At 63.8% G+C, this 21,393-nt stretch carries 14 protein-coding genes; 12 read left to right on the top strand and 2 right to left on the bottom strand.

Going from position 1 to position 21,393, the window contains the following annotated elements; all coding sequences use genetic code 11:
* Positions 1-121: 121 nt before the first annotated feature.
* The 5 genes from PAQ31011_RS23025 (at position 122) to PAQ31011_RS23045 (ending at position 5,156) form a co-directional block, all read left to right on the top strand.
* The gene (locus tag PAQ31011_RS23025) at positions 122-1,369 is read left to right on the top strand and encodes a dienelactone hydrolase family protein (RefSeq protein WP_150578010.1); all 1,248 of its coding nucleotides are present in this window, start codon (positions 122-124) and stop codon (positions 1,367-1,369) included.
* 209 nt (positions 1,370-1,578) lie between these two features.
* Positions 1,579-2,070 carry an energy transducer TonB family protein gene (locus PAQ31011_RS23030; protein ID WP_150578011.1) on the top strand — a complete coding sequence of 164 codons (492 nt, stop codon included), beginning with the start codon at positions 1,579-1,581 and terminating at the stop codon, positions 2,068-2,070.
* 56 nt (positions 2,071-2,126) lie between these two features.
* Positions 2,127-2,921 carry a 2-oxo-tetronate isomerase gene (otnI, locus tag PAQ31011_RS23035; RefSeq protein WP_150578012.1) on the top strand — a complete coding sequence of 265 codons (795 nt, stop codon included), beginning with the start codon at positions 2,127-2,129 and terminating at the stop codon, positions 2,919-2,921.
* A 729-nt stretch (positions 2,922-3,650) separates the two neighbouring features.
* On the top strand, positions 3,651-4,100 hold the full coding sequence (locus PAQ31011_RS23040) for a CoA-binding protein (RefSeq protein WP_150578013.1): 450 nt from the start codon (positions 3,651-3,653) through the stop codon (positions 4,098-4,100).
* 117 nt (positions 4,101-4,217) lie between these two features.
* Entirely contained in the window at positions 4,218-5,156 is a 939-nt protein-coding gene (locus tag PAQ31011_RS23045; protein ID WP_150578014.1) for an alpha/beta hydrolase, read from the top strand.
* 184 nt (positions 5,157-5,340) lie between these two features.
* Here the strand turns inward: PAQ31011_RS23045 and PAQ31011_RS23050 are convergent, their stop codons facing one another.
* Positions 5,341-6,141, bottom strand: a complete 801-nt coding sequence (locus PAQ31011_RS23050) for a transporter substrate-binding domain-containing protein (RefSeq protein WP_246179753.1) — start codon at positions 6,139-6,141, stop codon at positions 5,341-5,343.
* A 305-nt stretch (positions 6,142-6,446) separates the two neighbouring features.
* Here PAQ31011_RS23050 and hemE point away from each other — a divergent pair, with 305 nt between their 5' ends.
* The 7 genes from hemE to PAQ31011_RS23085 all read left to right on the top strand — a co-directional run bounded on the left by hemE (position 6,447) and on the right by PAQ31011_RS23085 (position 19,673).
* Positions 6,447-7,517: a uroporphyrinogen decarboxylase gene (gene hemE, locus PAQ31011_RS23055; protein WP_281350029.1), complete on the top strand. Its 1,071-nt coding sequence runs from the start codon at positions 6,447-6,449 to the stop codon at positions 7,515-7,517.
* 395 nt (positions 7,518-7,912) lie between these two features.
* Entirely contained in the window at positions 7,913-10,387 is a 2,475-nt protein-coding gene (locus PAQ31011_RS23060) for a primosomal protein N' (RefSeq protein WP_150578017.1), read from the top strand.
* Between the two features lie 138 nt (positions 10,388-10,525).
* Positions 10,526-11,863 (top strand): SorA family sulfite dehydrogenase catalytic subunit, encoded by a 1,338-nt coding sequence (sorA, locus tag PAQ31011_RS23065; RefSeq protein ID WP_246179743.1) that lies wholly within the window; start codon positions 10,526-10,528, stop codon positions 11,861-11,863.
* Positions 11,864-11,877: 14 nt separating this feature from the next.
* Positions 11,878-12,210 (top strand): SorB family sulfite dehydrogenase c-type cytochrome subunit, encoded by a 333-nt coding sequence (gene sorB, locus PAQ31011_RS23070; RefSeq protein ID WP_246179744.1) that lies wholly within the window; start codon positions 11,878-11,880, stop codon positions 12,208-12,210.
* A gap of 159 nt (positions 12,211-12,369) precedes the next feature.
* Positions 12,370-16,284, top strand: a complete 3,915-nt coding sequence (putA, locus tag PAQ31011_RS23075) for a trifunctional transcriptional regulator/proline dehydrogenase/L-glutamate gamma-semialdehyde dehydrogenase (protein ID WP_150578018.1) — start codon at positions 12,370-12,372, stop codon at positions 16,282-16,284.
* Between the two features lie 484 nt (positions 16,285-16,768).
* A complete protein-coding gene (gene putP / locus PAQ31011_RS23080) occupies positions 16,769-18,322 on the top strand; it encodes a sodium/proline symporter PutP (RefSeq protein WP_150578019.1) in 1,554 nt (517 codons plus the stop codon).
* A 208-nt stretch (positions 18,323-18,530) separates the two neighbouring features.
* The gene (locus PAQ31011_RS23085) at positions 18,531-19,673 is read left to right on the top strand and encodes a branched-chain amino acid ABC transporter substrate-binding protein (RefSeq protein ID WP_150578020.1); all 1,143 of its coding nucleotides are present in this window, start codon (positions 18,531-18,533) and stop codon (positions 19,671-19,673) included.
* A 193-nt stretch (positions 19,674-19,866) separates the two neighbouring features.
* Here PAQ31011_RS23085 and PAQ31011_RS23090 read toward each other — a convergent pair whose 3' ends face one another.
* A complete protein-coding gene (locus tag PAQ31011_RS23090) occupies positions 19,867-21,363 on the bottom strand; it encodes an alanine/glycine:cation symporter family protein (protein ID WP_150578021.1) in 1,497 nt (498 codons plus the stop codon).
* Positions 21,364-21,393: the final 30 nt, after the last annotated feature.

Here is a 21,393-nt window from a genome sequence, read left to right on the forward strand (position 1 = left end):
ATGGTATCGTCGGAAGCCGCTACTCAGGGACTTCGGACCGCGCAGCGCCGGTCCCGAAGTTAGCCCGATTCCTTTGCCTGATTCCCACACAGAATTCCCAGGACTTACAGGAGAAGACGACATGGCAGGACGCTTCATCAGCATCAAGTCACGCGACGGCAAGACCTTTCAGGCCTATCTGGCGACACCCGACAGCAAGGGCGCGAGCGAAGGCAAAGGTCCGGGACTGGTGTTGTGTCAGGAAATCTTCGGTGTGAACGCCTATATCCGTGAACTCGCCGACCGTTACGCCGAAGAGGGTTACGTCGTGCTGGCCCCCGACCTGTTCTGGCGCATCGAGCCGGGCATCGAACTTGGATATTCGTCCAGTGACTGGCAGCGCGCGTTTGCGTTGTTCCAGAGCTTCGACGTCGATCTAGGCATGGAAGACGTGGGTGCCACCGTCGACACGCTGCGTGCGTTGCCCGAATGTGTCGGCGGCGTGGGCGTGGTCGGGTACTGCCTAGGGGGCAAGCTCGCCGCGCTGTCCGTTACGCGAACCAGTGCTGACGTCGCGGTGGCGTACTACGGCGTGGGTCTGGAGCAGCATGCCGAAGAACTCGCAGGCGAGCATCCGCCCCTCGTCCTGCACATTGCCGAACTCGACAAATACGCACCCGCCGAAGTGCGCGACGCGCTGACCGAGCGTCTCGGCAAGCATCCCAACGTCACCCTCTACAGCTATCCGGACGCCGATCACGCGTTCGCGCGTCCCGGCGATCACTTCAACCGTGCAGCCACGCAACTTGCGCATCAACGCACCATCGCTGCGATTCGCAACGCCATCGGACCGCACTTCGACTTTGCGTCGCTCTGGGAAACGCATTGTGCGTACGAGTTCGCCATTCGTGAGATCGATCCGCTCATGAAGACGATGGTGGCGGAGCCATACGTCAATCACATTCCGACGATGACGGGCGGCGTGGGTCATCAGCAACTGGCGCACTTCTACCGGAATCACTTCGTCAACAGCAATCCGCCCGACACCCAACTGATCCCGATTTCGCGAACCATCGGCGCGACGCAGTTGGTGGACGAACTGCTGTTCTGCTTCACGCATACGACGCCGGTCGACTGGATGCTGCCAGGGGTCGAGCCGACGGGACGCCGCGTCGAGATCCCGCTGGTGGCCATAGTGAGATTCCGGGGAGACAAACTGGAGCACGAACACATATATTGGGATCAGGCGAGCGTGCTGGTGCAGATCGGTTTGCTCGACCCGAAGGGGTTGCCGGTCGCGGGCGTCGAGACCGCGCGCAAGTTGCAGGACGAGAACCTGGCGTCCAACGCGCTGATGCCGAACTGGTCGTTCGGCACACGCAGCCAGTAATCCCGGCAATCCCGGACGGTGTCCGGCCCGCGCGATGCGCCGGGTGCGGATGCCGTCCATGCAGCACCAGCCGTCAAAACAAGAAAAAGTGTCGCGATCGTTGCGGGAGACAAGTCATGAATACGCAACTTTCCCGGTGCGGGCATGTGCCGCGTGCCGCCCGTTTGATCCGTATGACCCGTATGACCCGTATGACTCGCATAGCCCGGATGGCGCGTTTCGCTTTCGCCACCATCCCCGGACAGGTCGCGGCCGTCGCGTGCACGTTGGTGATGACCGGCTGCGCCAATCCGGACTTCGAACCGAAGAAGCCGCTCATCCTGAACTTTCCGTCGGGTCAGGCCCCGCTCACAGGTCTCGATCAATACAAGATCGCGGCGGCTCGGCGCATCGCCGAAGTCAACGCGCGCGAAATCACGCCCGGCAATCCGCAGCCGATGTTGCGCTCCGTGGTGTCGCTCGAATACTGGGTGGATCGCAACGGCAACGTGACCGGCGTCGCGCTTTATCGCAGCAACGACGATCACGAGGCCGAGCGCATCGCCATCGCGAGCCTGCGGCGGGCGAGTCCGCTGCCTGCACCGAGCCGGGCGCTGGTCGACAGCAGCGGCCGCGTGCGTGCGGTCGAGACGTGGCTCTTCAATAACGACGGACGATTCCAGTTGCGCAGTGTGGCGGCGCCTCAGATCGACGGGCAGTGATATCGTGGGGGCATCCGCCCACCCTGCCCCGCCCGTAGTTGGCGACGGAGAGTCCCATGCCGCGATTTGCTGCGAACCTCACCCTGCTCTATCAGGAAGTACCGTTTCTCGACCGTTTCCGCGAAGCGGCGACCGATGGCTTCCGGGGCGTCGAATTTCTGTTCCCGTACGAGCATCCGGCGCAAGAAATCCGGAGCCGTCTGAACGACACCGGCCTCACGCAGGTGTTGTTCAATGCGCCGGCGGGCGACTGGACGCGCGGTGAGCGCGGTCTCGCGGCGTTGCCCGGGCGCGAAGCGCAGTTTCGCGACGGCATCGAACTCGCCCTCGACTACGCCGATGCCCTCGGCTGCCGCCAACTGCACGTCATGGCGGGGTGCCCCGATGCCACCGAGTCGCCCGAGCGTTGCCGGGCCGCATTTCTCGAGAACCTCGCGTATGCGACGGGCCAGGCGGCAGCGCACGGCGTCACCGTCATGATCGAACCGATCAATCCACGCGACTTTCCGCGCTATTTCCTGACGCGTCAGGATCAGGCGCACGCCATCCGCTCCGAAGTCGGGGCGAGCAATCTCAAAGTCCAGTTCGATGCTTACCACTGTCAGATCGTCGAAGGCGATCTGGCGATGAAGCTGCGCCAGTACATCGGCAACATCGGCCACGTGCAAGTTGCGGGCGTCCCTGCGCGGCATGAGCCCGATACAGGCGAAGTGAACTACCCGTTCCTGTTCCGGTTGCTGGATGAGTTGGGTTACGCGGGATGGGTGGGATGCGAATACCGGCCGCAAGGCGAGACCCGTGCAGGGCTCGGCTGGCTCAAACCGTGGCTCAGAGCGACTGCGTCGCGCTGACGTTCTCGTCGACACAAGCCAGCAATTCAGACAAATGACCGGCATTGACCGATTGCGTCAGGTCTTTGCGCGTCTTCCTCACGCGATGCGCAGGCGGCTCACTCAAGCGGCGCACTCAGACGGTAAATTTACGCAGGCGTGAATCGATTTCCGAAAATCAATCGGAGGTCGAACCAGTTGCGGCGTGAACGTCGGAGAAAGTCTTAGGAAAGATGTAGGACGAAACAGGCAAAAAAAATGGCGGGACACACGGGCCCGCCAAAACCACACGCTACGGGGTTAGCGCGAGGAGACCAGATTCGGAGCACTGCATCGAACCACTTGCAATTCGCGCCGGGGGACGCCTCTTGCCGATACAGTCGCGCTGCTGTGTTACCGGGGGATAAGCACTTCAGCGTTGAGATGCATTGTGGTGGAAAGGGTTGGCCGGAGGGGTAACAAAGTGTTTCAGGTTGTAACACCTTGAGCGTCACATCGTCGCATCGACACCCCTGAGAGCCTTATCCGGAAAGGACTTCAGAAGAGACACAAATTGCCCATGTTGGTTCGTCATCCTGAATAACTCACCGGATGAAGCATCTCATCGGCACCTCCCAATGCATCCGCCGTTAAGCCCGACAGTCATCCGCTATTGCCCTGCCGGGCTGACTTGCGCGACGTACCACCACTTGCACGCCGTCGGTTGCAATGTGCTACTTTCAATCTTTGTGCGTGGCAACAAAGTGAGCAATGGAAACCATTGAACGACTGGGGCAGATTCTGGCGCGGGATCGGGTGATCGCTGTCGTGGGATTGTCGCCGCGGCCGGACCGGCCGAGTTTCACCACATCGCGTTATATGCAGCAGCACGGATACCGGATCGTGCCGGTCAATCCGCAGGCGGCGGATTCGGGCGAAACGATATTGGGCGAGACCGTTTACGCGAGCCTCGGCGAGGCGGCGGACGCCTTGCGTGCCGAAGGGTTGCGTATTCAGATGGTCGACTGTTTCCGACGCAGTGCGGACATTCCGCCGATCGCGCAGGAAGCCGTGGACATCGGTGCGACAAGTCTGTGGATGCAGATGGGCATCGAGAACGACGAAGCAGCCGCCGTCGCACTGGCGGCGGGGCTGGATGTCGTAATGGACCGCTGCGTAAAGATCGAACATCAACGTTGGCTGATGCAGGGTGGTGGTTAGCCGAGTCAGCCAAAGCAGGTCGGCGACCGACGAAATGTCGCATTGCCGTGTCTCGAAAAACAAAAAAACCGACGTCTTCCGCTCCTCCTAAAACCAGAACGCCAACCTATTGCTGCCATGACCATCGATGCCGATTTGCTCGCCTACTACGACCTGATGGCGCGTAAGTACCCCACCCCTGAAAACGCGCCCGCACCGACGCCGCAGGAAGTCCGGGCGAAGTTCGCGACCGTCGCGGTCGAGGCCTTGCGTCCGTTACCGGCGGGTTTGCGCAGCGAGACGTTCGACATTCCTTTGCCGGGCCGCAACCTGCGCGCGCGCCTATATCGCCCGGTAGGTCGCACCGTCCCGCTCGTCGTGTACTTCCACGGGGGTGGTTGGGTGGTTGGTGACGTCGACACACATGGCACCGTGGCGGCTTTGCTCGCGCAGGATGCGGACGTGGCGGTGCTCAGCGTCGACTACCGTCTCGCGCCGGAGCATCCGTTCCCGACGCCGGTCGACGATGCGCGAGAAGCGCTTGCGTGGGCGGCGGAACAACGAGCGCGACTGGGTGTGAGTCTGGACCGTCTGGGGGTTGCGGGCGACAGTGCGGGCGGGCATCTGGCGGCGCAGGCGGCGGCGTGGTTCAACGATAAGCATCCGGGAATGGTGGGCGCACAGTTGCTCATTTACCCGGTGGTGCAGTACAGGTTCGACACGCCGAGTTACGAGCGGTTGGCGGACGGCGTGGGATTAACGCGTGACGAGATGCGTTGGTACTGGAAGGAATTTCTGGGCGACGTAAAGCCGGACGAAAACGATGTGCGTGTGAACTTGATGGCGGAAGCCCCGCGTCATCCGTTGCCGAACAGTTTGGTGATTGCGGCGGAGTATGACCCGTTGCATGACGAGGCGGTGGAATATGCGCAGTTCGTCGCAAGAACGGGCGCAAGGGCGGAGGTCATCGAGGCCTCGGGCCTGACGCATAGTTTTGCGAGATTGCAGCCATTCGTGCCGCAGGCGAGGATGGTGATGCACGACGCCGCCCAGCGCCTGAGAGAGTGGTTGGGATAAAAAAGCGCGGCAGGACTAGAAGACCGGCGGGTTTTCTGGCCCTGGGCAAAGCAGGCCGGAACAAGGGGGGCGCTCACCGCAGTGACTTAAAGGTAGTGGAACGGAGGGGAGCGCCCCCCTTGTTCCGGTGTCGCTGCGGGGTGGGGAGGGTGAGGCGTGGGCCTCACCTGATAACGTCAGAGCGTCACTTCAGCCATTTATCGACAACGGCTTGATACTCGCCGGTTTTCTGGGCGAGGTTGAGCCACTGGTCGACGTAGTGTTTAAAGACGTCATCACCGCGGGGCAGAAGGTAGGCTTTCTCGCCAAACTGGAGCGGCTTATCGGGATTGACCGGGCACAAGGCGGGGTTGAGCTTGTGTTGAAGCAGCGTCTCGGAGGAGTCCGTGACCATGACGTCGGCTTTGCCGTCGGCGATCTGTTGGAAGATCGTGACGTTATCCGGGTAGATGGTGAGGGTGGCGTTGGGGAGGTACTGACGGGCAAAGCGTTCGTTCGTACCGCCGGGGTTGGCGATGGCACGCGTGCTGGGTTTATTCAGATCGGCGAGCGTCTGGTACTTCGCCACATCGGCACAGCGGACGATCGGTGACTTCCCGTCGATCATCACCACCTTGCTGTAGTAGGCACGCGCAGCGCGATCGAGCGTCACCGAAACCCCGCCAACGGCGATGTCGCACTTACCAGCGGTGAAATCGTCCATCAGCGCCTTCCAGGTCGTGGGGACGATCACCGGCTTCACGCCGAGCGACTTCGCCAGCGAGGCGACCAGATCCACATCGATGCCTTCGAACTGACCGTCCGGACGGCGGAACGAATAGGGCTTGTAGTCGCCCGTCGCGCAGGCGCGCAGCGTGCCCGACTTCATAATGTCGTCGAGCCGCGAGTGGACGGCGGAAGGCTGGGGCGTGGCGGATTGCGCCTGAGCGAGGGTGGCAGTGGCGATACCCGTGGCGAGGGTGACGGCGAGCGCCGTCCCTGCCATGAAGGCCGCGCGGGCGGCCGTCTTCATGACTGTCATGCTTGTCTCCGTATTGTTTTACTGGCGTTGAACGCACAAGTTTCCCGCGCCGTCTGCGGCGGCACGTGGGCCTCCCATACTACGGGTTCGAGCGCGACGCCGCCAACCCGCGCAAAAAAGAACGACACCGCACGCGTCCCTCCCGAGCGCTTGTCTGCGGCACTCATCTGCGGCATTTATGTGCGGCATAACAGCCCGGCCCGCGACCCGCCCCCGGATACCCGAGTAAAATGGCCGCTTGCCCAAAACCCTCTGACCACCACTGCGACGTGTCCCAAGCTCTGCAAAACGATACTTTCCTGCGCGCCCTGCTGCGCCAGCCGACCGAGTACACGCCGATCTGGCTGATGCGTCAGGCGGGCCGGTACCTGCCCGAATACAACGCGACCCGTGCCAAGGCCGGCAGCTTCCTGGCGCTGGCCAAGAACCCCGCCTACGCCACCGAAGTCACGCTTCAGCCGCTGGAGCGTTTTCCGCTCGACGCCGCGATTCTGTTCTCGGACATCCTCACCATCCCCGACGCCATGGGCCTCGGCTTGTCGTTCGAAGCAGGCGAAGGCCCGCGCTTCGCGCATCCGCTGCGCACCGAAGACGACGTGCGTCGCCTTCAGGCGCCGGATCTGGACAGCCTGCGCTACGTATTCGACGCCGTCAGCGAAATCCGCCGCGCCCTGAACGGCCGCGTGCCGCTCATCGGCTTCTCGGGCAGCCCGTGGACCCTCGCGTGCTACATGGTCGAAGGGCAAGGCTCGGCCGACTTCCGCACCGTCAAGACGATGATGTACGAGCGTCCCGATCTGATGACGCACATCCTCGAGACCAACGCGCGCGCCGTCGCTGCCTACCTCAATGCCCAGATCGAAGCGGGCGCGCAAGCCATCATGGTGTTCGACACCTGGGGCGGCGCGCTGGCCGACGGCCTGTATCAGCGCTTCTCGCTCGCCTATATGAAGAAGGCGCTCGAAGGCGTTCACCGCGAATGGAACGGTGCGCGCATTCCGCACATCGTCTTCACCAAAGGCGGCGGTCAGTGGCTCGAAGCCATCGCCGACACCGGCCCGGATGCCATCGGTCTCGACTGGACCGTCGATCTGGCAGCAGCCCGTCGTCGCGTGGGCGATCGTTGTGCACTGCAAGGCAATTTCGACCCGACCGCGCTGTTTGCCGCGCCCGACGCCATCCGCACCGAGGTGCGCCGTCTGCTCGACGCGTACGGCAATGCACCAGGCCATGTCTTCAACCTCGGACACGGCATCTCGCAGTTCACCAACCCCGAGCACGTTGCGGCGCTCGTGGATGAGGTACACAGCTATAGCCGGAAGGTGCGTCAGACAGCGTGATCAAAAACTCGCGCAAGCGAGAATGCGGGTTCGCGGGGCATTTTGCCCTGCAAACCCAACCGCCGTTTCAAGTGGGGAAAGTCAAGGGAAAAGCGGTCGAAGAACCCCTCCAATTTACGGAGTTGTCCCGAAGACTTATGCACAAATTCTCGCTGCGCCGCCGCAAGTGAGAGACCCCGACAGGTCATCGTCGACGTCATTCATAAGCTATTGATCAAAAAGCAATTTTGATTCAAGCAAAGTCGGGACGTCGAGCGACGTGAGGGCCGTGCAGTGAGGCTTGCGAGCCATAATCCCCACAGTTCTTAACATAGTTATCCACAAGCATTTCGAAGCTGCCGGAAAGCCGACTCAAATCCGGGGTTTACCGAGACTTCTCAGGATTCACTTTAAGTTTGACCCGCGCCGACGACCTTTCCGAACCGAGCGTCGCATCGCACGACGATGCACTGGCTCCGGCGGCCCCGCCCCGTGCGGGTACGCCCGCCATCGCTCGCGTTGCGCTCGATACGCCGCTGATCACCCTGTTCGATTACCGTCTGGATCAGGCGGCGAGCCTCGGCCAGCTGGTGCAGGTTCCGTTCGGACGACGACAGGTTGTGGGCGTCGTCTGGGAATTGACGCAGCGCAGCGAAGTTGCACCGGCCAAGCTGCGCGAAGTGACGTCTGTGTGGCACGAATTGCCGCCGCTCGGCGACGATTGGCGCGAGCTGATGCAGTTCGCGTCGCGTTACTACCAGCGCGGTATCGGGGAAGTCGCACTGCCCGCGATTCCCGGGCACCTACGCACGCCGATGCGCTGGCCGCGTCTGCTCGCGCAGCGCGGCGTGCAACGTTTCCGGATCGCCGACGGCGCACTGTCCACACTGATGGAGAACGTTCCGGCGCGACTGCGTGCACAACGGCGGCTCGCCGAAGGCCTTGCGCAGGCGGGCACGCTCGACGCCGACGAAGCAAAGGCGTTGTGCGCCAAGGCGGCGGATGTGCTCAAGCAATGGGCCGCTGCCGGCTGGGTCGTCGTCGAGACCGTACCGTTCCATGAAACGGTGCGCGATGCCGAGGACGCTGAGGACGCCGAGCGTCCTGACGATGGTGACGCATCGTCCTCCACTCTCGCCGAGGTGCTGGACGATGACGTCGACAGCGCCAGCCCGCCGGGCACGAAGACGCTGACGGTCGGGCAGGCGGACGCGGTCGGTGCGATCCACGACGCCCTGATCGCCGCAGGCGCACAGCGTCTGGATAAGACGCCGACCACCGACGATGCACCCGACACCCCCGCATGCCCGCCCTTTCTGCTCTACGGCGTGACCGGCAGCGGCAAGACCGAAGTCTATTTGCGTGCGGTGGCCGAAGCGTTGCACACGCGGGACGTGCGCGATGCGCAAGTGCTCGTGCTCGTCCCGGAAATCAACCTGACGCCGCAGCTCGAAGGCGTGTTCCGCGCGCGCTTTCCCGACGAAACGCTCGTCACCCTGCACAGCGGACTTGCCGAGGGCGAGCGCGCCCGACACTGGCTCGCCGCCCATCGGGGCGAAGCGCGCATCGTGCTCGGCACGCGTCTGGCGGTGATGGCCTCGTTGCCCCACCTGCGGCTGATCGTCGTCGACGAAGAACACGATCCGTCTTACAAACAGCAGGAAGGCCTCCGGTACTCCGCGCGCGACCTCGCCATCTGGCGGGCGAATCGCCTGCGCATTCCGGTCGTGCTCGGTTCGGCCACACCGTCGCTGGACAGTTGGAACCGGGCGGAGCAAGGCCGTTACGTGCGTTTAGCCATGCCCGAGCGCGCCACCCCTGACGCCGTGCTGCCGCGCGTGTCGCTCATCGACATGGAGATCGAGCGCAAGCGTCAGCGTGTGGTCCACGAAGGGCTGTCGCAGCCGCTGCTCGCGGCCATTCGTGCGCGACTGGAAGCGGGCGAGCAAAGCCTGCTGTTCCTCAATCGTCGCGGTTATGCGCCGGTACTCAACTGCGACGCCTGCGGATGGATCAGCGACTGCCGCCGATGCAGCGCGCACATGGTGCTGCACAAACCCGAGCGTCGCCTGCGGTGCCACCATTGCGGGGCCGAATCGCGCATTCCCCATGCGTGCCCGGACTGCGGCAATCTCGATCTGGCGCCGCTCGGTCGCGGCACACAACGCATCGAAGAAGCACTCGCCGAACACTTCCCCGACGCCCGGCTCGCACGGATCGACGCCGACAGCACGCGTCGCAAGGGCAGCGCACAAGCGCTCTTCGCACAGGTGCACGCGGGCGAGGTCGACATCCTGATCGGCACCCAGATGGTGGCCAAGGGGCACGACTTCCGTAACGTCACGCTCGTGGGCGTGGTCAACGCCGACAGCGCCCTCTTCTCGCATGACTTCCGGGCCGCCGAACGGCTCTTCGCTCAGCTCATGCAGGTGGCGGGCCGTGCCGGACGTGCCGCGCGGGCCGACGGCCCCGGCGACGTGCTGATTCAGACGCGCTACGCATCGCATCCGCTCTTCGCGTCGCTCATGCGTCACGACTACGCGGGCTTTGCCGCACAGCAACTGGAAGAGCGCCGCGTCGCACTCTTGCCGCCGTACACCCATCAGGCGCTGCTGCGCGCCGAAGCCCGCAAGCTCGACGACGCGATGGCGTTCCTCAAACAAGCCCGCGAAATCGCCGCCACCCCGGCGCTGAACGACCCGCGTATCTCGTTGTGGGACCCCGTCCCCATGACGATGGTCCGCATCGCGGGCACCGACCGGGCGCAACTCGTGGTCGAGAGCCCGCACCGGGGGGCACTCCAGCGCTTCCTCACGCAATGGATGAGCGAATTGCGCGCGCTGAAAGCGCCCGTTCGCTGGCATCTCGAAGTCGACCCTCTCGAAATATAAATCGGTATATAGCGTTCCGGAAATTTGACAATATCGGAAGAATCTCCGACGATGCGGCCATAAGATCGCTGCACGTCGAACGGTTCACGTCATCTGCATTGCATTTGAACGATAAGAAGTCCCTACAGGAGACATCCGATGAAGTCGCACGACCGGAGCGCCGCCCCCACGGTGCCGCAAGCCGCATCCTCTCTCGTTCCTCCCGAATACGCCTTCTCCGAGTCACCGGCCGAGTCCGCGGTGGCTGAGGTGTCGCGCCGTCGCTTCCTGCGACGTGCCGGTGCCCTGGGCGTCGGGGCGAGCCTCGCGGGCCGCGCACTCGATGTGCTCGCCGCCACGACCGCACCGCAGACGGTGACGCTGCCGTTCGCGAACGGCGAGCGCGAACTCGTCGCGTACCCGCAGAAGCGCCCGTTGATCCGGCTGACCGCGCGTCCGCCGCAACTGGAGACGCCTTTCGAAGTATTCAACGACGGCCTGATCACGCCGAACGACGCGTTCTTCGTGCGTTATCACCTCGCGGGCATTCCGACCGACATCGATCCGGCGAAGCATCGGATTCGCGTCGGCGGCAGCGTCGCCAAGCCGCTCGATATCTCGCTGGCGTCGCTCAAGAAGGATTTCGGCGCGCCGGTCGAACTGGTGGCCGTGCATCAGTGCTCAGGCAATAGCCGGGGGTTCTTCGAGCCTCGCGTGGGCGGCGGCCAGATCGCCAACGGTGCAATGGGCAACGCGCGCTGGCGCGGCATTCCGCTCAAACGCATTCTTGAGCGCGCGGGCGTTTCCGCCAGCGCGAAACAAGTGACGTTCGAAGGTCTCGACCGCCCGATCGTCCCGGCGACGCCCGAATTCGTGAAGGCGCTCGACCTCGACCACGCGATGGACGGCGAGGTGATGGTCGCGTTCGCGATGAACGGCAAAGACCTGCCCATGCTCAACGGCTTTCCGGTGCGCCTCGTCGTGCCGGGCTACTACGGCACGTACTGGGTCAAGCATCTGGCGGACATCAACGTCGTGGACAAGGTGTTCGATGGCTTCTGGATGGCCACGGCGTACCGCATTCCCGACAACGACTGCAACTGTGTCGAACCGGGCAAAGCACCGGAGAAGACCAAACCGATCGGACGCTTCACCGTGCGCTCCTTCGTCACCAGTCACACCGACGGCCAGCAAGTCGCGGCGGGCAAACCGATGCGTGTGCGCGGCATTGCGTTCGACGGTGGCGAAGGCATTCGCGACGTGCAGTTCTCGACCGACGGCGGCCAGACATGGCAGGCCGCAAAACTCGGCAACGAGTTGTCGAAGTACTCGTTCCGCGAATGGACGGCATCGTTCACCCCACCACAAGCCGGTGAGTATGTTCTGAAAGTTCGGGCGACGAACCGCGCAGGGGTCACGCAACCGCTGCAATCGTTGTGGAATCCGGCCGGCTATCTGCGCAACGGGGTAGAAACCGTGCGCGTGGTCGCGGCTTAAGGCGGGGGACGATCATGACCTTCTCTAAACTGATGCGCAGCACCGCCCTCGTGTTTGGTGTCGTCGGCCTGACGGCTGCTTTACCGGCCCACGCACTCGACATCAAGTTGCCGCAGGAAACGTCGCAACTCAAGGCGTCGACGCTCGCGGGTCATCAGGCCGCCAGCGCCTGGTGCGTGATGTGCCACTCCATCGACTACATCAATTCGCAGCCGCCCATGCCGTCGGCGTTCTGGCACGCCGAAGTGACCAAGATGGTGAAAGTCTACGGCGCGCCGATTCCCGAGGATCAGGTCAAGCTGATCTCCGAGTATCTGGGCAAGACTTACGGCACCGACCAGAAGTAACGCAGTCACGCGCCGTTGGTTGACCTATGAGCAGCAATGGGGTGCAACCCTAATTTTGACTCTGGTTGCACCTCTTTCGAAACCCGGTTACGATGCCGCCATTCACCCGCTATGGGTGTCACGCATTTTTGCGTTTTCGCGTCATCAGGGTCCCTTCTCATGGCTAATACCACTCTCGGCGTCAAGGTCGACGATATCCTGCGCACCCGTCTCAAGACGGCCGCCCAGCAAATCGAGCGCACCCCCCACTGGCTCATTAAACAGGCGATCTTCGCCTATCTGGAGCGCATCGAAAGCGGCGCGCTGCCGCCCGAGCTAAGCGGTGCAACCCAGTCGGGCACCGAGGTGATCGACGGCCATGCCGGCGACGACACCGTGCCGCATCCGTTCCTGGAATTCGCGCAGAACGTGCAACCGCAGTCGGTGCTGCGTGCGGCCATCACGGCCGCGTATCGCCGTCCGGAACCTGAGTGCGTGCCCGTGCTGGTCGGTCAGGCCAAGCTTGCGCCGGCCACGGCCACGCTGGCCTCCGATCTCGCCCGCAAGCTCGTCGTCGCGCTGCGCGGCAAGAGCACCGGCGGTGGTGTCGAAGGCCTGATCCACGAATTCTCGCTGTCGAGCCAGGAAGGCGTGGCGCTGATGTGTCTGGCCGAAGCGCTGCTGCGTATTCCCGACAAGGCCACGCGCGACGCGCTCATCCGCGACAAGATCAGCAAGGGTGACTGGCACGCCCACATGGGCAACTCGCCATCGATGTTCGTCAACGCCGCCACCTGGGGCCTGATGATCACGGGCAAGCTCGTCACCACGACGAGCGAAGCGGGTCTGACCAAAGCCCTCACGCGCCTGATCGGCCGTGGCGGCGAACCGCTCATCCGCAAGGGCGTCGACATCGCCATGCGTCTGATGGGCGAGCAATTCGTCACGGGCGAGACCATCTCCGAAGCCCTCGCCAACAGCCGCAAGTACGAAGCTCAGGGCTTCCGCTACTCGTACGACATGCTCGGCGAAGCGGCAACGACGGAAGAAGACGCACAGCGTTACTACGCCAGCTACGAGCAAGCGATCCATGCCATCGGCAAGGCATCGGCCGGACGCGGCATCTACGAGGGCCCGGGCATCTCGATCAAGCTCTCGGCACTGCATCCGCGCTATTCGCGCAGCCAGCACGAGCGCACGGTCACCGAGCTGCTGCCGCGCGTGCAGGCGTTGGCCAAGCTGGCCCGCTCGTACGACATCGGCCTGAACATCGACGCCGAAGAAGCCGACCGTCTCGAAATCTCGCTCGATCTGCTCGAAGCGCTGTGCTTCGATCCGGAACTGGCGGGCTGGAACGGCATCGGTTTCGTGGTGCAGGCGTATCAGAAGCGCTGCCCGTTCGTGATCGACTTCATCATTGATCTGGCACGCCGCAGCCGTCACCGCATCATGGTGCGTCTGGTCAAGGGTGCGTACTGGGATACCGAAATCAAGCGCGCACAGGTCGACGGCCTCGAAGGCTATCCGGTCTACACGCGCAAGATCTATACGGACGTGTCGTACCTCGCCTGCGCGAAGAAGCTGCTCGCGGTGCCGGACGCCATCTATCCGCAATTCGCCACGCACAACGCGTACACGCTGTCGGCGATCTATCACCTCGCGGGCAATAACTACTATCCCGGCCAGTACGAGTTCCAGTGCCTGCACGGCATGGGCGAGCCGCTGTACGAGGAAGTCGTCGGTCCGATCGCTGCGGGCAAGCTGGCGCGTCCGTGCCGCGTGTACGCCCCGGTCGGCACGCATGAAACGCTGCTCGCTTACCTCGTGCGCCGTCTGCTGGAAAACGGTGCGAACACGTCGTTCGTCAACCGTATCGCGGACGAAACCGTCAGCGTCGACGAACTGATCGCCGACCCGATTACCGAAGCTGAGAAGGTGCAACCGCTCGGCGCGCCGCACGCCAAGATTCCGCTGCCGCGCGAACTGTACGGCGCGTCGCGCGCCAACTCGTCGGGCTTCGATCTCTCGAACGAACACCGTCTGGCTTCGCTGTCGTCAGCGCTGCTCGCCAGCGCGGGCACGCCGTGGCGCGCCGCCCCGATGCTGGGCGACGGCGAACGCACGGCAGGCACGCCGCGCGCTGTACGCAACCCGGCCGACCTGCGCGACATCGTCGGTCAGGTGATCGAAGCGACGTCTGCCGACGTGGAAGCCGCACTGACGCACGCCGTGGCCGCCGCCCCGATCTGGCAAGCCACGCCGGTCGAAGAGCGTGCCGACTGCCTGATGCGCTCGGCTGACCTGCTCGAAGCGCATATGCCCACGCTCATGGGCCTGTGCGTGCGTGAAGCGGGCAAGTCGCTGCCGAACGCCGTTGCCGAAGTCCGCGAAGCCGTCGACTTCCTGCGCTACTACGCCGCGCAGATTCGTCAGGGCTTCTCGAACGACACGCACCGTCCGCTGGGTCCGGTCCTGTGTATCAGCCCGTGGAACTTCCCGCTCGCCATCTTCGTCGGTCAGGTCGCTGCGGCGCTCGCCGCCGGTAACCCGGTCATCGCCAAGCCCGCCGAGCAAACCCCGCTCATCGCCGCCGAAGCCGTGCGTCTGATGCAAGCCGCGGGTGTGCCGTCCGGCGCGCTGCAACTGCTGCCGGGCACGGGCGAGACCGTCGGCGCCGCGCTCGTGGCCGACGCCCGCACCAAGGCCGTGATGTTCACCGGCTCGACCGAAGTGGCCCGCATCATCGCGCGCACGCTGGCCGATCGTCTGGACGCGAACGGCCGTCCGATCCCGCTGATCGCGGAGACCGGTGGTCAGAACGCCATGATCGTCGACTCGTCGGCACTGCCCGAACAGGTGGTGTACGACGTACTCGCCTCGGCCTTCGACTCGGCCGGTCAGCGCTGCTCGGCCCTGCGTGTGCTGTGCTTGCAGGACGACATCGCCGACAAGACGCTGCACATGCTCAAGGGCGCGATGCAGGAACTCGCCATCGGCAACCCGGACCGTCTGTCCATCGACGTCGGCCCGGTGATCGACGCCGAAGCGCAGAACGGCATCACCCGTCACATCGAACAGATGCGCGGCAAGGGCTTCCCGGTCGAACAACTCACGCTGCCGGACGCCGCGCGTCACGGCACCTTCGTGCCGCCGACACTCATCGAGCTGACCGACCTGAAGGCGCTGCAACGCGAAGTTTTCGGTCCGGTGCTGCACGTGATTCGCTTCAAGCGTGCGCAACTCGACAAGCTGCTCGACCAGATCAACGGCACGGGCTACGGCCTGACATTCGGTGTGCATACGCGTATCGACGAGACCATCGCTTATGTGACCGAGCGTGCGCATGTCGGCAACGTCTATGTGAACCGTAATGTGATCGGTGCTGTGGTCGGTGTGCAGCCGTTCGGCGGTGAAGGTTTGTCTGGGACGGGTCCGAAAGCGGGCGGTCCGATGTATCTGCCGCGACTGCTGGCGACGCGTCCGGCCGCCCTCGCACCGGAGCTGAACCGCAACGAAGCTGCGCTCTCGCCGCTGGTGAACTTCCGCGACTGGCTGCGCCAGCAATCGGACAGCGCCCCTGCGATCGATCGCGTCGACCGTTATCTGGCGACGTCTGCACTCGACGCCACCGCCGTGCTGCCGGGTCCGACCGGCGAGCGCAATACGTACGGTCTGGAGCCGCGTGGCCCGGTGCTGTGTGTCGCTGCGACGACACTCGGTGCGCGCACGCAACTCGCGGCCGTGCTGGCGACGGGCAACAACGCGGTCTTCACCGACAGCGCCGCCGCCCGCGAACTCGTGGGTGCGTTGCCCGCGACGCTCAAGGGACGTGCATCGGTGCTGGCAGCCGGCGCGGACGCCGCGAGCGAAGCGGCGCTGGCTGCGGTGCTGTTCGAAGGCGACAGCGACGAGTTGCGCACCCTGAACCGCCGCATCGCCACGCGTAACGGTCCGATTCTGTCGATGCAGGGCCTCGCTCCCGAGGCGTTGGCGGCTGGCGACGACTACGCACTGGAACGTCTGTTGTGCGAACGCTCGGTGTCGGTCAACACGGCCGCCGCCGGCGGTAACGCCAACCTCATGACCATCGGCTGATCGTTCGATCCATCGATGTCATCCCGCCGGATTTAGCGACGTCTCCTCCCGGATTCGTCCTAAATCTGGCGGCGTCGTTTCCCGCAGTCACCCCCGTCATTCCCCTGCTATTTCCCTGCTGACGCCCCGGTTTGACACCGAATTCGGGGTACGTCGTCGCAACAATCCCCCGCCGCAAACGTCTCGTACGAGACCGTTCCCCGCACCCGCCGCCGCCTCCGCGACATCTTCCGCAAACCCTGCGCACTGCCGTCACCTCGCTTGCGTCGTCGTCGCGCCGCTAGCTGCGTACATGCGCAATTTGAGCGAAATCGGGGTATCGTCGCGCCCGCCCCCGACATATAACGCGTCTCACCGCCTTCGAGCGGTTAACCCGTGCCGGCGACACGTATCGTCGGCCATCGCGGTCTTCAGTACGCGTTTGCCCCTTTCGTCATGCCGGAAGACAGGCACGGCGCGCGCCTGAGCCGTACAAGGAGGCAACATGTCCCTTTGGAATCCCACGGCGGTCTCGTTCACCGTCTATTTGCTGTTGATGTTGGTGATCGGCTGGCTCGGCTATCGATCTACCAATAACCTCTCGGACTACATTCTGGGCGGACGCCGTCTCGGCAGCTTCGTCACCGCGCTGTCCGCAGGTGCCTCCGACATGAGCGGCTGGCTGCTGCTCGGCCTGCCTGGCGCGATCTATGTCGGCGGCCTGTCTGGCGTTTGGATCGCCATCGGCCTGGCCATCGGCGCGTGGGCCAACTGGCGTCTCGTGGCGGCACGGCTGCGGGTGCACACGGAAGTCTGCGGCAACGCACTGACGCTGCCCGAATACCTGACGCAACGCTTCGGCGACCGCAGTCACGTGTTGCGCATCGTCACGGCGCTCGTGATCCTCACCTTCTTCACGATCTATTGCGCGTCAGGCGTGGTGGCCGGGGCGCGTCTGTTCGAAACGATGTTCGGTCTCGACTATCACACCGCCTTGTGGATCGGCGCGGTCGCGACCATTGCGTACGTCTTCATCGGCGGCTTCCTCGCCGTGAGCTGGACGGACACGGTGCAGGCTTCGCTGATGTTCGCAGCGCTCGTCGTCACGCCGATTGCCGTCATCACCATCGACGGCGGACCGGTGGCCGCGGTCACGGCGGTCACCGCCGTGCATCCCGCACACACCGACTGGTTCGGCGATCTCGCGCCCATCGGCGTGATCTCGATGCTCGCCTGGGGTCTCGGCTATTTCGGTCAGCCGCACATTCTGGTGCGCTTCATGGCCGCGCGCTCGGCGGCGGCGATTCCGCAGGCGCGTCGCATCTGCATGACGTGGATGGTGCTGTGCCTGGCGGGCGCGGTGGCCGTGGGCTTCTTCGGACTGGCCTTCTATAGCGCACGGCCCGGGCTGGGCGCGGGTGTGCAAGCGAACGCCGAAACCATCTTCATGGCGCTCACGACGCAACTCTTCACGCCGTGGCTTGCGGGTGTGCTGCTGGCTGCGATTCTCGCGGCCGTCATGAGCACGCTGTCGTGTCAGTTGCTGGTGTGCTCCAGCGCGCTCACGGAAGACCTCTACAAGACGTTTGCACGTGGACCAGTGAGCCAGAAGCGTCTGGTGTGGATCGGTCGCGCGATGGTACTGGCCGTGGCCGTGGTGGCCGTGCTGCTCGCGATGGATCCGAATAGCCGCGTGCTCGGCATGGTCAGCTACGCGTGGGCGGGCTTCGGCGCCGCCTTCGGTCCGCTGGTGCTGGCCACCCTGCTGTGGCCGCGCGTCACTCGTAACGGGGCATTGGCGGGCATCGTGGTCGGTGCGGCCACGGTCCTGATCTGGAAGCAGTTCGGCTGGTTCGACCTGTACGAGATCGTGCCGGGCTTCGCGCTGGGCGGTCTGGCACTGTATGTCGTCAGCCGTCTGGATCGCGCGCCGAGCGCCGAGGTGCTGGCCCGCTACGCCGCCGCCGAAACGATGCTGAAGGACATTCGCGAAGGTAAATCGACCGGCGAAGTCATGGGCGGTGGCACCGACACCCCGGTGGCGCAACCTTCGCCATAAGGCGGTAGCACCTTCTATCGGAATTTCTCCCTCTTGACCGGCGCGAGCAGCCATCCAATACTGCCGCGTCGGACGCATTTTGCGTTTGATTGCGATTGATGCCGCCACGGGTCAACCGGCCCGATGTTGACGGCGTTTCAAGAAAGGCGTGCCGCGGCGATCCCGCAGACACGCCACTCAACGACAAACACATGCAAGGAGAGGGTTGATGCAATCGAAGCTTACGGCTAGCGCCGTCGCAGTCGCGGGGCTGCTCGCGTTTGGCGCGGCTAACGCGCAACAGGCGCAGGAAGTGAAGCTGGGTTTTGCCGCACCGCTCACGGGCGCTCAGGCCCACTACGGCAAGGACATGCAGAACGGCATTCAGCTGGCCGTTGACGAGTACAACGCCACCAAGCCGACCATCGAAGGCAAGCCGGTGAAGTTCGTGCTGCAAGCCGAAGACGATCAGGCCGACCCGCGTCAGGGCTCGCTCGTTGCACAGAAGCTGGTCGACAACGGCATCAAGGGCATGCTCGGCCACTTCAACTCCGGCACGACCATTCCCGCGTCGCGCATCTACGCGCAGGCTGGCATTCCCGAAATCGCCATGGCCACGGCCCCGGAATACACCAAGCAGGGCTTCAAGACGACGTTCCGCATGATGACGTCCGACATCCAGCAGGGCTCGGTCGTCGGCACGTTTGCCGTCAAGAAGCTGGGCTTCAAGAACATTGCCATCGTCGATGACCGTACCGCCTACGGTCAGGGTCTGGCAGACGAGTTCGAGAAGGCCGCCAAAGCTGCCGGCGGCAAGATCGTGCGTCGCGAATTCGCTAACGACAAGGCCGTGGACTTCCGTGCCATTCTCACGAACCTGAAGCGCTCCAACCCGGACATGGTGTTCTACGGCGGTGCCGACGCACAAGCCGGCCCGCTCGCCAAGCAAATGCGCGAACTCGGCATCAAGGCCACGCTGATGGCGGGCGAAATGGTCAAGTCGGACGCCTTCCTGAAGATCGCCGGCGACTCCGCCAACGGCTCGGTCGTCTCGCTCGCCGGCCTGCCGCTCGACAAGATGCCCGGTGGTGCCGCTTACGAGTCGCGTTACAAGGCCAAGTTCGGTGCAGGCCCGGAAACGTACTCGCCGTACGCTTATGACGGCGCAATGGCCATGATGTCGGCCATGAAGAAGGCCAACTCGACGGACCCGGCCAAGTACCTGCCGGTGCTGGCGAAGACGAGCATGCCCGGCGTGACCACGCGTGAGCTGGCCTACGACAACGTGGGCGACCTGAAGTACGGCTCGATCACGCTGTACAAGGTAGTCGACGGCAAGTGGACCGTGCTGGAAACCGTCGGCGGCAAGTAAGCCATCGATGTGACTGAGCGCTGACACTTGGCGCGCACGGCACAGCAGTAAAACGACAAGGGCCGGTGAGGATAACTCACCGGCCCTTGTGCTTTGTGACGCGTCAGGAACGCTCGTGCACGCCGGACCGCACGGTTGATCCGACAGCGATCTAACGGGACCTAACAGCGATCTGACACCGATCAGCCGGCGGTCAGACAGCGTTCGACGCTACCGCGTCGCCGTCGGTCCGACCGGTGGCTTTACCCTCAACCGCCGTCGATTCGCGCGTCTCCGGCCAGACATTCGCCGGTAATGTCTCGCGCAGTTCGGGCGGCAACGCATCGCGTGCGAAGACCGGCTCGGCAACACCCGCTTCGCGCTGCGTCTGATAATCGCGCCACGCCGCCAGCGCGTAACGCATCAGCAGGCCAATCGCGACAAGATTGATAAACGCCATCAGCGCCGTGCCCACATCGGCAAAGCTCCACACCAACGGCAAGCTCGCAACGGACCCGAGCATCACGGCCAGCAAAACGAACGCTCGGAAGATGTTGAGGAACCACGGACGCTGCGTCAGGAAATCCATGTTCACTTCCGCATACGCATAGTTGCCGAGCACGCTGGAGTACGCGAGGAAAAACACCGTGATGCCGGTGAAGATCACCGCCCAGTCGCCGAAGTGCACGCCGAGCGCGCGTTGCGTCAGCACGGTACCCTCGGGCGCCGCACCGGGGATGAACTGCCCCGAGAGCAGGATCATGAAGGCAGTGGCCGAGCACACGACGATGGTGTCGAAGAACACGCCGAGCATCTGCATCAGCCCCTGCTGCACCGGATGCTTCGTCGTGGCCACCGCTGCGGCATTGGGCGCACTGCCCATACCTGCCTCGTTCGAGAAGAGGCCGCGCTTCACGCCCATCAGCACGGCCTGACCGACCGCGTAGCCCACAATGCCGCCCGCCGCCGGCTCAAGGCCGAACGCGTGACGCCAGATCATGGCGATCATGCCGGGGATATGTTCGATGTTGACGATGCAGACGTACGCCGCGAGGCTCAGATACGCAATCGCCATGACGGGCACGATCCATTGCGCGAAGCGTGCCACGCGTCGTACACCGCCATAGATGATCGGTGCGGTCAGCAACACGAGTGAGATACCGATCCACTGCGGCTCCCAGCCGAAGGACGCTTCGAGTGCCTGAGCAATCGAATTCGCCTGCACGGAGTTGAGTGCAAAGCCGAACGTGTAAAGCAGCACGACAGCGAACGCAATGGCGAACTTACGCGAACCGAGGCCGAGCTGGATGTAATACGCCGGTCCGCCACGGAAGGTGTTATCGCGATGAGGGATCTTGAAGATCTGTGCGAGGGTCGATTCGACGAACGCGGAAGCCATGCCGAGCAGCGCTGTCATCCACATCCAGAAGATCGCGCCCGGCCCGCCGATGGTCAGCGCGACGGCGACACCTGCGATATTCCCCGTGCCGACGCGGCTCGCAAGACCCGTCGCAAACGCCTGAAACGGCGAGATGCCGGTGGTGCTGCCGGAAGTGCGCAGCAAGTTGACGCTATGCGCAAACGCACGAATCTGAATGCCGCCGAACCGCAAGGTGAAGTACAAGCCTGCGCCGAGCAGGGCAATGACCAGCGGGTAGCCGGATAACACCCCGCCAATCGCGTCGACCACGGAATTGAGCCAACTTTCCATCGATTGCGTCTCCTTTCGTAACCGCCTGTC

It is taken from the genome of Pandoraea aquatica (genome assembly GCF_902459565.1).
Lineage (GTDB): Bacteria > Pseudomonadota > Gammaproteobacteria > Burkholderiales > Burkholderiaceae > Pandoraea > Pandoraea aquatica.

What these genes read in the sequence shown, in the direction of transcription:
- PAQ31011_RS23040 (WP_150578013.1), top strand. Translation starts at nt 3,651, where the DNA reads ATGGAAACCATTGAACGACTGGGGCAGATTCTGGCGCGGGATCGGGTG.
- PAQ31011_RS23045 (WP_150578014.1), top strand. Translation starts at nt 4,218, where the DNA reads ATGACCATCGATGCCGATTTGCTCGCCTACTACGACCTGATGGCGCGT.
- PAQ31011_RS23025 (WP_150578010.1), top strand. Translation starts at nt 122, where the DNA reads ATGGCAGGACGCTTCATCAGCATCAAGTCACGCGACGGCAAGACCTTT.
- sorA (WP_246179743.1), top strand. Translation starts at nt 10,526, where the DNA reads ATGAAGTCGCACGACCGGAGCGCCGCCCCCACGGTGCCGCAAGCCGCA.
- putA (WP_150578018.1), top strand. Translation starts at nt 12,370, where the DNA reads ATGGCTAATACCACTCTCGGCGTCAAGGTCGACGATATCCTGCGCACC.
- putP (WP_150578019.1), top strand. Translation starts at nt 16,769, where the DNA reads ATGTCCCTTTGGAATCCCACGGCGGTCTCGTTCACCGTCTATTTGCTG.
- PAQ31011_RS23090 (WP_150578021.1), bottom strand. Translation starts at nt 21,363, where the DNA reads ATGGAAAGTTGGCTCAATTCCGTGGTCGACGCGATTGGCGGGGTGTTA.
- PAQ31011_RS23030 (WP_150578011.1), top strand. Translation starts at nt 1,579, where the DNA reads ATGGCGCGTTTCGCTTTCGCCACCATCCCCGGACAGGTCGCGGCCGTC.
- sorB (WP_246179744.1), top strand. Translation starts at nt 11,878, where the DNA reads ATGACCTTCTCTAAACTGATGCGCAGCACCGCCCTCGTGTTTGGTGTC.
- PAQ31011_RS23085 (WP_150578020.1), top strand. Translation starts at nt 18,531, where the DNA reads ATGCAATCGAAGCTTACGGCTAGCGCCGTCGCAGTCGCGGGGCTGCTC.
- otnI (WP_150578012.1), top strand. Translation starts at nt 2,127, where the DNA reads ATGCCGCGATTTGCTGCGAACCTCACCCTGCTCTATCAGGAAGTACCG.
- PAQ31011_RS23050 (WP_246179753.1), bottom strand. Translation starts at nt 6,141, where the DNA reads ATGGCAGGGACGGCGCTCGCCGTCACCCTCGCCACGGGTATCGCCACT.